This window comes from Halomonas sp. SpR8, from assembly GCF_031010195.1.
Lineage (GTDB): Bacteria > Pseudomonadota > Gammaproteobacteria > Pseudomonadales > Halomonadaceae > Vreelandella.
Genome location: NZ_JAUAMC010000009.1, coordinates 20,453 through 33,217 on the forward strand (window position 1 = coordinate 20,453; position 12,765 = coordinate 33,217).

Below are 12,765 nucleotides of genomic sequence, written 5' to 3' on the forward strand. Positions count from 1 at the left end.
GGCTGTTTAGCCTAACCTAGAAAGTGCCGGCCCCAGTAGGCCGGCACTCTTTTATATAAGTATTTTCTTTATATAAGCATTTTTTATATAAGTTGTTTGTATGTGCTTTTTATTTTCCTAGCCGTTTATAAGAATAAGTTTTCAACTGTATGATCTATCTATTACAAATTGTGCATGTGATGCTTGGGCATGATGAAGCCCATGGGGTACCATGCTTCACAACCGTAAGAGCCTAGCGTCGCGGCGGCAGACAACCCCGCTGCTCGAGGAACCGGAGGAATATCCATGGCAGTTGCTCATAAGTTTATCGTCGCTGACGATCACCCGCTGTTTCGTGCAGCGCTGACCCAAGCGTTACGCCAGTTGGCCCCCCAAGCGGAAATCGTCGAAGCGGACACCATGGAAGCTACCACTGACGTAGTGAATCGCCACCCAGACGCCGACCTGATTCTGCTCGATCTGCATATGCCGGGAGCCCACGGCTTCTCAGGCCTGATCCAACTGCGCGGCCAGATGCCTGATATTCCCGTCGCGGTGGTGTCAGGCAGTGACGAGCCCTATGTGGTGCGTCGTGCTATTGACTACGGCGCGTCGGGTTTTATCCCTAAATCGTCGTCTCTACAACTAATTGCTGAGGCCGTAGGCGAAATCCTACAGGGTGAAGTGTGGCTGCCAGAGGCGCTGGCCAACGTACTGGAAGAGACCAGTGAAGAGGAGTCGCGTTTTGCCGAGGCGATTGCGTCACTTACCCCTCAGCAGTTTCGCGTTTTAAATATGCTCACGGAAGGTCTGCTGAACAAACAGATCGCTTACGAACTGAGCGTCTCTGAAGCAACCATTAAGGCCCACGTGACGGCGATTCTACGCAAGCTGGGCGTTCACTCCCGCACCCAGGCAGTGATTGCTGCCCAGAAGCTGGAAGTAGAGCCGCCGAAGGTCGTTTCCTAAGCGGCAGTTAGTTAAGAACTGTTAGCTAAGAACTGTCAGCTAAGAACCGTTAGCTAAGAATCTGCTGTTTTAACCGCGGCGCGCTTAACGCGCCGCGCGATTGGCCTGTAACGTACGCGTCAGCAGCGCCCGTAGGGCCGCCGGTTTAACGGGCTTCAACAGCAGTTGATAGCCCGCCCGTTTGATCTCTTCGGCCACCGCTTCGGTTCGGTCCGCGGTAATCACGATCCCTGGCACCGCCCCCTCAAAACGCTCACTGAGCGCTTCTAATGCCATTAACCCGGTAACTTCGTTATCCAGGTGGTAGTCTGCCAGGATAGCGTCTGGATCGCCGTCCATATTGCGTAGGATTGACTTGGCCCCGCCGATACTGGTGGCGGTAAACACCTCGCAGCCCCAGCCGCTCAGCATCGCGGTCATGCCTTCCAGAATCAGCGTCTCGTTGTCGATACACACAATCCGCGTACCGCTCAGCTTATGGCTACCGCGCCGGCCCTGAGGTTCAAGCTCGGCACTGCTCGCTGCGTTGGCGGCAACAATCGGCACGCTAACCGAGAAAACCGCGCCTTTGCCTACTGTCGAGCGTACTTTGATGGGGTGGTTCAGCACCCGACTCATACGGTCAGCAATCGATAACCCCAGCCCCAGACCTTTCTCACTCTCTTTATGGCGGGAGACCTGATCCAAACGGCGGAACTCCTGGAAAATCTCGGTCAGTTTGGATTCCGGAATGCCGGGGCCGCTGTCCCACACTTCAATGGAGAGCCAGCCATTTTGGCGGCGACAGCCAAGCAGTACGCGGCCCTCTTGGGTGTAGCGAATGGCGTTGGAGAGGAAGTTCTGCACAATACGCCGCAGCATCTGGGGGTCGGAGTCGACCCAGAGTTGGGTGGGCACGACCTCTAAGTCCAGCCCGCGATCGTCCGCCATCACCTCAAATTCGGCGCGTAGCGGGCGGAAGATGTCGGCCAGGGCAAAGTGACTGCGCCGCGGCGTTAAGGCGCCTGCGTCCAGCTTGGAGATATCCAACAGGGTACTTAGCAGTTCCTCGGCAGCCTGCAACGAGTTATCGATATGGCCCACGATGCGCTGAGTATCGGTAGTGGTCACGTTCTGCATCAAAGCCGAGGTAAATAGCCGTGCCGCGTTGAGCGGTTGCAGCAAGTCGTGGCTGGCCGCGGCCAAAAAGCGCGTCTTAGAGGCGTTGGCATCTTCCGCGAGCTGCTTAGCTTGGCGCAAAGCAAGCTCCGCTTCAGCGCGTACGCGGTTCTCCTGGCGCAGCGCCGCGTTGGCTTCGGATAGCGCTTGGGTGCGCTCGCGTACACGCTCCTCAAGGGTTTCGTTGGTCTCTTTAAGGGCAATCTCCGCCTGGCGACGCTCAGTAATATCCTGATAGAGGGCAAAGAAGCCTAGAATTGCCTGGCTGTCACCAAAGTGCGGCGTGTAGGTGACCAGCATATAGCGCATCGCCTCGTTGACCCGCAGCGAGACTTCAAAGCTGACTCGCTCACCGTTAAGCGCGCGGTTCACCCAGGGGGCACGCTCTTCCGACTGTTTAACCTGCAGTACGTCTTCAAAGCGGCGGCCAATGACGGCGTTACGGTCAATATTGAACGCCTGTTCGTAGGCGCGGTTGGTAAACAGGTAGCGACACTCTTTATCGAAGTAGGCGATTAACGCGGGCACGTTATCGGTGTAAATACGAATATTGTTTTCCGAGCGGATCAGCGCCTCTTCAATGCGCTTTTGCTGGGTAATATCCTGGTAGGTATACACGAAGCCACCGCCGGGCATCGGGTTGCCCTGAACTTCCAGAACGCTGCCATCCTGGCGATAGCGCACGTAGCGGTGGGGCTGGCCTTCACGAATATTGTCAAGCAGTAGCTGTACGTGCTCTTCCGGATCGCCCGGACCGTATTCGCCGTTGTGAGCGTTGTAACGGAAGATACGGTCGATGGGAGCACCAACGCGAATTAAGTGGTCAGGGAAGCGGAATAGCTCCAGATAGCGCTGGTTCCATACCACCAGGCGCAGGTTCTGATCGACCACGCTGATGCCCTGGTTAATATTTTCGATGGTGGCCTGGAGCAGCGCCCGGTTGAACTCCAATACCTGGGAGGCTTCATCGACAATCGAAATCACATCCGAGATGCCGATACCGCGCCCCTGAAGCGCCGAGTTCACCACGATGCGAGCCGATGAAGCGCCCAGCACCGAGGCCAGAAAGCGTTCGGTGAACTGGATAATATCAATCGAGGCGCGGGTACCGTCGTCCAGCGGTTTGCCGGCGCGACGGGCGTAGTCTTCAAAGGCGCGATCCACCTGTCCAGCCCCCAGAAAGCGCTCACACAGTACTTTTAAATCACCGACGGTGGTCGCCCCGGTCCAAGGTCGATTGACCGAGGTTTGACGTGTCTCAACGCTGTCTACAAACAGCGAGGCTTGAATGCGTTCAACCACTCGCTGCGAGGTCACCTGGGAAACAAAAATGTAGCAGAACAGGTTAATCCCGAGTGACAGCATCACGCCGTGGGTAAAGCTGTCGCCTAAGTTGAGGCCGAATAGCGTCGTGGGGGATAGCCAGTTAAGCCCCAAAGGGCCGCCGTCAAGCCAGACGGTGGGTAGCACCCCGGCATTGATCATGGCCGGCATCAGCAGGCTATAGGCCCAGATGGCGAAACCGGCATTCATGCCGACGATAACACCGAGCCGGTTGCCGCGCTTCCAGTAGAGTCCGCCAATCAGCGCCGGGGCAAACTGGGCGGCGGCGGCAAAAGACAGCATGCCGATCGAAGCCAGGGAGGTGAACTCGGCAATCAACTGGTAAAAGCCGTAGGCCATGGCGAGCACGGCAATAATGGTTAAGCGCCGCGCACGCAGCACTAAACGGCCATAATCACGTGCCTTGGTATCAAACCAGCGCAATCGGAACAGCGCCGGGATAACAATCTCGTTGGAGATCATGATCGACACCGCCACTGCGGCGACAATCACCATGCCCGTTGCCGCCGAGAACCCGCCAATAAAGGTGAGTAGCGTCAGCCACTGGTGGCCCGAGGCCATGGATAGCGCTAGCACATAGGTGTCGGGCTCTACGCCGCTTTCGGAAAACAGCAGCAGCCCGGCGGCGGCCAATGGCACCACAAAAAACGCAATCGCGAGCAGGTAGAGCGGGAACAGCCAGCGCGCTTTGGTGGCGTCGTCAGGGTGAATATTCTCGACCACCGCCACATGGAACTGACGCGGTAAACACAGAATCGCCAGCATCGCCAGCAGCGTTTGCGCCCAGAAGCTCTGGCCAAAATCCTGGTTGGCCAACTGACGCTGGAGTTCGAGCTGGCTCTCGGCGTGTCCCATCAGTTCACCCAGGCCATCGAACATGCCCCAGGTAACAAAGGCGCCGAGCACTACAAAAGCCAGCAGTTTGACCAGCGATTCAAATGCCACGGCGTGGATTAAGCCTTCGTGGTGTTCGGTGGCATCGGTGTGGCGGGTGCCGAATAGAATCGCAAAGATGGCCATTACGATCGCCACATAGAAGGCCGTATCGCCGAACAGTGGCGCATGGGTTACATCGGTGGCATCGGTCAGCACACTGAAAGTAGTCGAAACCGCTTTTAGCTGTAAGGCGATATAGGGCAAGGTGCCGATAAGAGCAACCAAGCTGGCAAAGGCGGCCAGCGACTGAGTTTTACCGTAGCGGGAGGCGATGAAATCGGCAATCGAAGTAACGTTTTGGTGCTTGGCGACGCGGATCATTTTGGCCAACACCGGCCAAAACAGCAAAAAGGTCAGTATTGGACCAACGAAAATGCTCGCAAACGACCAGCCCGCTGTCGCTGCTTGGCCAACCGCGCCGTAAAACGTCCAGGACGTGCAGTATATCGCCAGCGCCAGGCTATAGATAATCGGGCGCCGTCGGGAGGCGCCGTGAGTACGCGCGCGGCGGTCACCGTACCAGGCAATGCCGAATAGAACGGCAATATAGAGTAGCGATACCGCGACCAGAAGCCCGCCGTGAAACATGCCTATCTCCCCGCCAGAGTGTGCGATCCACTAATGCTAATAAAAAGGCTTTATTCTAGGCGAAATGGAGGGGTCTATACGACCATTCCCTCGGCTTGTTTATAGCACGGGCTTTTTTAGCTATTTATTTGGCTATGGGCAGACGTTGTTGAGTAACGGTGACGTTTCACGCAGGGTGCGAATCTCTTCCAGAATGGGCTCGCGGGTGTCTTCATCCAGCGGTACCAACTCGCGGTTATCACAATTGAGTAAGTAGGGTTGGGTGATCAAAATATCGGTGTGGTGACGCTCAAACTGATAAAGGATAAATTCCGCCAAACGGGAGCCACCCTGCTCGCTTATGCGAATATTATCACTATCCACCATGCTGAACTTGGTGGTCATGGGGAATGCAAAGGTCCATGGTCGCCAAACAGCTGTGCTGCTCTCCGTCGATATCACCGTCGCGGTATCGGGTAATTGCGCCTGTTTGTGTTCAAACCAGCTGTACTCCACCTGAATTTGATAGCCCAGCATCCCCAGCGCGCCACATACTGGCACTATCCACTTGGGCAAACGTTTGCCGCTCAAAGTGCGCAGTATCAAGCCAATTCCGGCGGCCGCCAGGCCTGCAAAAACGGCGGCGATCAAATGCCATATCATAAAATATCCTTTTAAAAAGCCGTCTATAAAAGCTATCTATACAAGCCGTCTATAAAAGCCATCGGGCCTCCCTAAGGAAGCCCGATGGTAAGGTCAATTCCCAAGCGATATCACAACACTGCGATAAGCCGCCAGGAGGGATTATGACTTAATGGTTGATCGCCATACCAGCACCTTTCGGATAGCGAACGCTTTCCACCAGATCCTGAATTTCCTGCGGCGGCGCAGTGGTTACTCTGGAGACCGCGAAGGCAACGGCGAAGTTGATCATCGCGCCTACGGCACCGAAGGAGAGTGGCGAAATACCCAAGATCCAGTTATCCGGCGTGTTGGCCAGGGTGTTGGTATCGGGGATAAAGAACCAGCCTAGGTAAGTGAAGATGTACAGCAGCGTACAAATCAAGCCCGCCAACATACCCGCAATCGCCCCTGAGTTGTTCATCCGCTTGGAGAAAATACCCATCATCAGCGCAGGGAATAGCGATGCACCAGCGATACCAAAGGCCAATGCCACCGTTTGTGCCGCAAACCCAGGCGGATTAAGCCCCAAGTAGGTGGCCAGTAGTATGGCGCCGCCCATGGAAATTCGCGCTGCTAACATCTCGCCCTTCTCGGTGATCTTGGGATTGATCATGGTCTTGATCAAATCGTGACTGATCGCCGACGAGATCGCCAGTAGCAGGCCTGCCGCTGTCGAGAGGGCTGCGGCGATACCACCCGCTGCAATCAAACCAATAACCCAGCCGGGAAGATTGGCAATTTCCGGGTTGGCGAGCACCAGGATATCGTTATTAACGGTGAGCTCGTTGCCTTCCCAGCCACGGTCAGAGTAGTCGGCAGCATCATTATACATCTGGATGCGGCCGTCATTGTTGAGGTCGGTGAAGTTGATCAGGCCTGTTTCTTCCCATGTACGAACCCAGTCTGGGCGCTCTTCGTACAGAATCGGGTTTTGCGCCGCCTCTTCGTAATTTTCAACCTGCCCCGCCATCTCTGGATACACGGTGGTCGCCAGGTTCAAGCGAGCCATAGAGCCGACGGCTGGCGCGGTCAGGTAGAGCAGGGCAATGAACACCAGCGCCCAACCAGCAGACCAACGCGCATCGGCCACTTTCGGTACCGTGAAGAAGCGAATGATAACGTGGGGAAGACCGGCGGTACCGACCATCAGCGACAGGGTGAACAGCACCATGTTGAGCTTGTTATCCACGTCAGCGGTGTAGTCGCGGAAGCCCAGGGCACTGACGACGTCATCCAGTTTTTCAAGCAACGGAATGCCGGATTCAGTATGGGTGCTGAACATGCCGAACATCGGAATCGGGTTGCCGGTTAGCTGGAAGGCAATAAACACCGCCGGAATGGTGTAAGCGATGATGAGAACGATGTATTGCGCTACCTGGGTGTAGGTGATGCCCTTCATACCACCAAATACGGCGTAGAGGAAAACGATCAGCGCGGCTAACCAGATACCCCAGGTGTTGCTGACTTCAAGAAAGCGCGAGAACGCCACGCCCGCACCGGTCATTTGACCGATAACATAGGTCACCGACGCCACAATCAAGCATACGATCGCCACGAGACGAGCGGTGTTGCTGTAGAAGCGGTCGCCAATGAAGTCAGGCACGGTGAACTTACCAAACTTACGCAGGTAAGGAGCTAACAGCATCGCCAGGATAACGTAGCCACCGGTCCAACCCATCAGGAAGGTGGAGTTAGCGTAGCCACCGGAGGCCAGCAAACCCGCCATGGAAATAAACGACGCCGCTGACATCCAGTCCGCCGCGGTGGCCATACCGTTGGTAATGGGGTGAACCCCGCCCCCGGCGACATAGAAGTCTTTCGTCGAGCCGGCGCGCGCCCAAATCGCAATACCTATATACAGGGCAAAGGAGGCGCCGACGAACAGTAAGTTAATTGCAAACTGGCTCATACCGGCTTACTCCCCAAGGCCAAATTTTTGATCGAGCTTATTCATCTTCCAGGCGTAAAAGAAGATCAGCACGATAAACGTTAAGATTGAGCCCTGTTGTGCAAACCAGAAGCCTAAGTCGGTACCGCCAACCGGGATACCGGCAAGGAGTGGGCGAAAGAGGATAGCGCATCCGTAAGAAACAAATGCCCAAACTGCGAGACATCCGAAAATTAAGCGAACGTTAGCTTTCCAGTATTCAGCAGCATTGGTTTTGTCGTCTGCCATTGTGTTGCTCTCCACTTGTTTTTAAGGTTGGGAAAGTTCACGAGGAATAGCGTGAGCCCTATCAGGGCAATCGCACGTCGAAACCCACTCATTTATTAGCAGTGGTGAGTCAGATTTTCGGCTTGCCACTTTATTGTTCGATATGAAGCTTCGAGTTAGTTAGTGACGTGCGATTACCCTGCATGACTCACCGTTAATACTGGGCAATAAACGTCAAAAAATAAATCCCAGACTTTGGTATCAATGAGACTGGGAATGGCTGTTGGTTAAATTTATGTGTTTGAAAATAAATGATTTTAAAGGGTTTTTAAGCGTATTTTGTGAGTGTTTTAAAGGCTATGGGACGATAGTATAGTAAGCAAATAAAAGCAGTTTTTGGCTGTTTTAAATGCATGCGCTAGCTTTCTTGACTAATCGCGATTAGTGAGTGGCGATACTTTGGTAGTGTATCGAAAGTCGCTTCGACCTTAGCGTGATAGCTAAAGGTATAACAACGTTCTACTTGCCTCTTAGGATCTTGATCCTTTATACCCGTAGAACCACCTTCGCATAATAACGGATAATTTTTTTGCAAGCGTGGAGTGAGTCATTTATTGCGGCTCAGAGTTGCTTCACTGTGCTTATTTAGCTCTCCTTATATTGCCAGTTCGCCTTTAGTTGAATGAGGTCATGTACAATGGTTGATGTGGATTTGTCCCAACTACCGTTTACCCTTCTTGACAATGAAGGGCGTGACCACATACGCCGGGGTATTGATCTCGCCTATTTTGACCGCGATGAAATCATTTTAGAGACCGGGCAAATAGGCGAATTTGTTTTTCTGATTCATAAAGGCGAAGTGGCGGAAATCGACCCGACGCTGCCCTCGTCGACCGCCCGTATTGGCCACTACACGGCGGGGGATCTGTTTGGCGCGATCAGTATTCTCAACGGTAAAAGCCGCTACCGCTTTAAAGCTGAGCAGGAGTGCCTGTGCTACCTGCTACCCAAGGCGCTGTTTCAGCAGCTGTGTCGCCACTACCCCGATTTCAGCAATTTCTTCCGCCAGTCGCTGACCCATAAGGCGCGCCTACTGACCGAGAAGCGTGCCGAAGGGGGTGTCACCATGGCAGGCTTTATGTTGGCCAAGGTGGGCGAGTGTATGCGTGAGCCGCTGCTGATGGCGGCGACGACTGATATTGCCAGTGCAGTAAAACAACTTAATGCAAGCCACGCCGACAGCCTGCTGGTAGAGGCCCAGGACACCCTGGGTATGGTGACCAAAACCGACCTGCTCAACGCGCTAGTGCTGGAGGGCAGCGCCGTCACATCACCAGTGGATGAGATCGCTCATTTTAATTTGGTGACCGTCGCGCCGGATCAGTATTTGTTTGAGGTGCTGGTACTGATGACCCGTCATAAAGTGGCGCGGGTGGTGGTGATGGAGCACAGCGTTTTGAAAGGCGTTGTCGAACTCACCGATGTGCTTAGCTACTTCTCAAGCCGCAGCTATGTGGTGAGCCTGCAGGTGGAGCAGGCGACCAACTTAGAGGCGCTTTCGGCGGCCAGTCAGCGCACGCCGGAACTGGTCAAAGCGCTGATGGCCCAGGGCGTTAAGCTGCGCTTTGCGATGGATCTGCTCGCTGCGCTGAACGGTCGTATCATCAGTAAAGCCTGGGAGTTCACCATCGATGAGCGCTACCACGAGCAGAGCTGCATGATGGTGATGGGCAGCGAAGGGCGCGGTGAGCAGATTCTCAAAACCGATCAGGATAATGGCTTGATTCTGGCTGACGATACCCCGTGGCCTGATCTGACAAGCCATATGCAAATCCTCACCGATACGCTGATTCAGCTTGGCTACCCGCCTTGCCCCGGTAATATTATGGTCTCCAATCCAGAGTGGGTGGCCACGGTATCGCAGTGGAAAGGTCATATTGCCAAGTGGGCCAGGGAGCGTGATGGCGACAGCCTGATGAAGCTGGCGATTATGCTCGACGCCCATGCAGTGGCGGGTAACCCAAGCCTGCTTGAAAGCGTCCGTGATGAGCTGTTTGAACGCTGTTCGAGCGATGAACTACTGCTCTCCTATTTCGCCCGCACGGCGCTGCGTTTCTCGACCCCGCTGACGCTGTTTGGCTCATTGAAAAAGCCCCAACACGGTATCGATATTAAGAAAGGCGGCATCTTTCCGATTGTTCACGGTGTGCGCACCATGGCGCTTGAACGGCGAATTAAAGCCACCTCAACCTTTGACCGCCTGGATGCACTAGCGGCCGATGGTCGCCTGGATCGGCGTTTTGCAGAGGATCTGGGGGAGGCGTTGGCGCTGTTTTCCGAGCTGCGTCTTAAACAGCAGCTAAGTGCGTTGGAAACGTCTTCGGAGACAAAAGAAGCTAACCCGCAAAACGGCAGCCGGGCTAACCGTGTCGTGGTGCAAAACCTCTCTTCTCTGGAGCGCGATCTACTGCGCGAAGCGATGCATATTGTCAAAGACTTTAAGCAGCGGCTTTCCCATCGTTATCATTTGGAGTATTCGTGAGCGGAATGCGGCTGTTAGATCGACACGTAGCGCTATTTAGCGGTTCATTGCGCACCTTGTTGCGCCGCGAAAGTGATCGTCGGCGCTGTGCAGACTCGCCCTATGCTTGGCTGTTTCAGCCCTATATGGGGGAAGAGCTGGTGGCGCTCGCCTGTACGACAACGCCCACGTCATCATCACCGGTGATCAGTTTGGCAGCGGTGGTGCTGAGCCAGCAACAGGTGCGAACCAGCCGCGCTTTTGTGATGACGTTAGGCAATACCAAACAGCCCGAGAGCGCGACGCTGCGCCGTCATCATTTGCTGTGCGAGGCTGGGGAGGTGCAGCCGCCAAGCAGCGCTAACTTGAGCGCGTTAGTGGAATTCATCGGCAATCGACCCATAGTGGGTTGGCAGTTGGAGCAGCGCATTGGAGCGTTAAATACACTACTTACCAAGCGGCTAAATTTTGCTCTGCCCAATGCCCAGGTCGATGTGGCAAGACTGCATCAGCGCCAGCTGCGCCGTCTGCATCCGCAGGTAGAGGCGCCCAGCAGCTTCGCCCAGGCGCTGGCGTGCTGGCAGGTGCCCGCCATGGGCGTGCAGAGCGTGCTTGGCGAGGCAACCGCCAGCGCACTGCTCTACATGCGGCTTCAGCGCGTTATGGCGGAAGCAGTTTAGTTATCTGTGTTGGGTCAGGCGGCGAGTGTTGTTAGAATACCTGCAATATTCCCCCTTTTTTAGCGCCCTTCACTATCGGCAGTGCTTATTTCATGCAATCCCTAGATTATTTCGACCCGCATTTTGACACGCCAGAGGTTGCTCCTGCCGCCTCTTCAGACGCTGTGCAGGCTGATGCGAAACAGAAGCGCGAATTTAACAAGCTGCAAAAGCGTCTGCGCCGAGAAGTGGGCAATGCGATCATTGATTACCAAATGATCAATGAAGGCGACCGCGTGATGGTGTGCCTCTCCGGCGGTAAAGACAGCTACACGATGCTGGAGATTTTGCGCAACTTGCAGCGCAATGCGCCGGTCAACTTTTCCTTGGTCGCGGTCAACCTGGATCAAAAACAGCCAGGGTTTCCCGAGCACGTGCTGCCTGCTTATCTGGATAAGCAGGGCGTGGAGTATCACATTGTCGAACGTGATACCTACTCGGTGGTGAAGGAGAAAACGCCGGAGGGGAAAACAACTTGCGCGCTCTGTTCACGCCTGCGTCGCGGCTCATTGTATGGTTTTGCCGAAGAGATTGGCGCCAATAAAATTGCCCTTGGCCATCACCGGGAAGATATCCTCGAAACCCTGTTTCTTAATATGTTCTTTGGCGGCAACTTAAAAGCGATGCCACCCAAGCTGTTATCCGATGATGGTAAGAATATCGTTATTCGGCCGTTGGCCTACTGCAAAGAGGCAGATGTCGCCGAATTCTCGCGGCTGATGGAATTCCCGATCATCCCCTGCAACCTATGCGGCTCCCAGCCCAATATGCAGCGCCAGGTAGTCAAAGAGATGCTCGCCGAGTGGGATAAGAAATTTCCTGGCCGACTGGAAAGCATGTTCAAAGCGGTGACCAATGTTTCCCCATCCCAGCTAGCAGACCGCAACCTGTTTGATTTTGAAGGCTTGGAAGCTAAACAGGCGGAGCTGCTGGCGGGGCGCATCCAGGCCTTTAACGTCAGCTAACCGTTTGCTCTTCCTCTTCGGCGAGGGTAATCAAGCGCGGCATATCGAGAATATTGACCTCTCGCCCGGAAACCGCCACCACGCTTTGCTGCTGAAAGCGGCTTAAAATGCGGCTGACGGTTTCCACCGCTAAGCCCAGGTAGTTGCCGATATCGGCTCTGGGCATTGAGAGGCGAAAGCTGTAAGGCGAGTAGCCCCGACGACGAAAACGATCCGAGAGGGTGATCAAAAAGCTCGCCAGCCGCTGGTCGGCGGTTTTACGCGACAGCAGGCGCATCATACGCCGGTCGTCGCGTAACTCTTTACTCATGCTGCGATACAGCTGGCCCCGCAGCTCGGGGATCTCTTCTGAGAGCAAATCCAGGCGGTCGAAGGGAATCTCGCAGATGGTGGTCGTCTCCAGGGCGATCACGCTGCCGGGGTAGTGCTCTTCGTCAATGCCATCCAGCCCCACTAGCTCACTCGGCAGGTAGAAATTGGTCAACTGCTCGCTGCCGTTACCCTCTGCGGTGATCTGCTTCAAGCTGCCCGAACGTACTGCGTAAACGCTGGTGAAGGTATCGCCCTGGCGGAACAGTGGCTCGCCTTTTTTTAGCGGTGCGCGGCGACGAATAATGGCATCGAATTGCCCCATGTCTTCTAGCTCCAGGGCAAGCGGCAAGCACAGTGAGCTCAAGCTGCAGGTTTGGCAACGAGCTTCATGGAGTAGCGAGCGGCGGCGGCTCATGGGTTCCAACATGCATAGCTCCTTGAGGTGCGTCGGGTAAC

10 protein-coding genes are annotated in these 12,765 nt (G+C 54.9%); 4 read left to right on the forward strand and 6 right to left on the reverse strand.

Features of this window, described 5'->3' with window-relative positions; genetic code table 11:
- Positions 1-161 precede the first annotated feature (161 nt).
- Positions 162-287, reverse strand: a complete 126-nt coding sequence (locus tag QT230_RS16840) for a hypothetical protein (RefSeq protein ID WP_022522133.1) — start codon at positions 285-287, stop codon at positions 162-164.
- Here QT230_RS16840 and QT230_RS16845 point away from each other — a divergent pair.
- The gene (locus tag QT230_RS16845) at positions 286-948 is read left to right on the forward strand and encodes a response regulator transcription factor (RefSeq protein WP_007113812.1); all 663 of its coding nucleotides are present in this window, start codon (positions 286-288) and stop codon (positions 946-948) included. The two genes, QT230_RS16840 and QT230_RS16845, sit on opposite strands and share 2 nt — an antisense overlap.
- Positions 949-1,032: 84 nt before the next feature.
- On the opposite strand, the gene QT230_RS16850 is transcribed toward QT230_RS16845, so the two are convergent.
- From QT230_RS16850 to QT230_RS16865, 4 genes are all read right to left on the reverse strand, one after another.
- A complete protein-coding gene (locus QT230_RS16850) occupies positions 1,033-4,974 on the reverse strand; it encodes a NahK/ErcS family hybrid sensor histidine kinase/response regulator (RefSeq protein WP_308323282.1) in 3,942 nt (1,313 codons plus the stop codon).
- Positions 4,975-5,106: 132 nt separating this feature from the next.
- On the reverse strand, positions 5,107-5,616 hold the full coding sequence (locus QT230_RS16855; protein WP_308323283.1) for a hypothetical protein: 510 nt from the start codon (positions 5,614-5,616) through the stop codon (positions 5,107-5,109).
- A gap of 148 nt (positions 5,617-5,764) precedes the next feature.
- Positions 5,765-7,546 (reverse strand): sodium:solute symporter family protein, encoded by a 1,782-nt coding sequence (locus QT230_RS16860; protein WP_308323284.1) that lies wholly within the window; start codon positions 7,544-7,546, stop codon positions 5,765-5,767.
- A 6-nt stretch (positions 7,547-7,552) separates the two neighbouring features.
- Positions 7,553-7,813, reverse strand: coding sequence for a DUF4212 domain-containing protein (locus QT230_RS16865; RefSeq protein WP_007113808.1), 261 nt, complete (start codon positions 7,811-7,813; stop codon positions 7,553-7,555).
- 676 nt (positions 7,814-8,489) lie between these two features.
- On the opposite strand from QT230_RS16865, the gene QT230_RS16870 reads away from it, so the two are divergent.
- The 3 genes from QT230_RS16870 to ttcA all read left to right on the forward strand — a co-directional run bounded on the left by QT230_RS16870 (position 8,490) and on the right by ttcA (position 11,997).
- Positions 8,490-10,334: a DUF294 nucleotidyltransferase-like domain-containing protein gene (locus tag QT230_RS16870; protein WP_308323285.1), complete on the forward strand. Its 1,845-nt coding sequence runs from the start codon at positions 8,490-8,492 to the stop codon at positions 10,332-10,334.
- A 5-nt stretch (positions 10,335-10,339) separates the two neighbouring features.
- Positions 10,340-10,993, forward strand: a complete 654-nt coding sequence (locus QT230_RS16875) for a DNA polymerase III subunit epsilon (RefSeq protein WP_308323448.1) — start codon at positions 10,340-10,342, stop codon at positions 10,991-10,993.
- Positions 10,994-11,085: 92 nt separating this feature from the next.
- Positions 11,086-11,997 (forward strand): tRNA 2-thiocytidine(32) synthetase TtcA, encoded by a 912-nt coding sequence (ttcA, locus tag QT230_RS16880; protein WP_308323286.1) that lies wholly within the window; start codon positions 11,086-11,088, stop codon positions 11,995-11,997.
- Here the strand turns inward: ttcA and fnr are convergent.
- Positions 11,990-12,736 (reverse strand): fumarate/nitrate reduction transcriptional regulator Fnr, encoded by a 747-nt coding sequence (fnr, locus tag QT230_RS16885; RefSeq protein ID WP_308323287.1) that lies wholly within the window; start codon positions 12,734-12,736, stop codon positions 11,990-11,992. The genes ttcA and fnr overlap by 8 nt on opposite strands.
- Positions 12,737-12,765 lie beyond the last annotated feature (29 nt).

What these genes read in the sequence shown, in the direction of transcription:
- QT230_RS16860 (WP_308323284.1), bottom strand. Translation starts at nt 7,546, where the DNA reads ATGAGCCAGTTTGCAATTAACTTACTGTTCGTCGGCGCCTCCTTTGCC.
- QT230_RS16855 (WP_308323283.1), bottom strand. Translation starts at nt 5,616, where the DNA reads ATGATATGGCATTTGATCGCCGCCGTTTTTGCAGGCCTGGCGGCCGCC.
- QT230_RS16850 (WP_308323282.1), bottom strand. Translation starts at nt 4,974, where the DNA reads ATGTTTCACGGCGGGCTTCTGGTCGCGGTATCGCTACTCTATATTGCC.
- fnr (WP_308323287.1), bottom strand. Translation starts at nt 12,736, where the DNA reads ATGTTGGAACCCATGAGCCGCCGCCGCTCGCTACTCCATGAAGCTCGT.
- QT230_RS16845 (WP_007113812.1), top strand. Translation starts at nt 286, where the DNA reads ATGGCAGTTGCTCATAAGTTTATCGTCGCTGACGATCACCCGCTGTTT.
- QT230_RS16840 (WP_022522133.1), bottom strand. Translation starts at nt 287, where the DNA reads ATGGATATTCCTCCGGTTCCTCGAGCAGCGGGGTTGTCTGCCGCCGCG.
- QT230_RS16865 (WP_007113808.1), bottom strand. Translation starts at nt 7,813, where the DNA reads ATGGCAGACGACAAAACCAATGCTGCTGAATACTGGAAAGCTAACGTT.
- ttcA (WP_308323286.1), top strand. Translation starts at nt 11,086, where the DNA reads ATGCAATCCCTAGATTATTTCGACCCGCATTTTGACACGCCAGAGGTT.
- QT230_RS16870 (WP_308323285.1), top strand. Translation starts at nt 8,490, where the DNA reads ATGGTTGATGTGGATTTGTCCCAACTACCGTTTACCCTTCTTGACAAT.
- QT230_RS16875 (WP_308323448.1), top strand. Translation starts at nt 10,340, where the DNA reads ATGCGGCTGTTAGATCGACACGTAGCGCTATTTAGCGGTTCATTGCGC.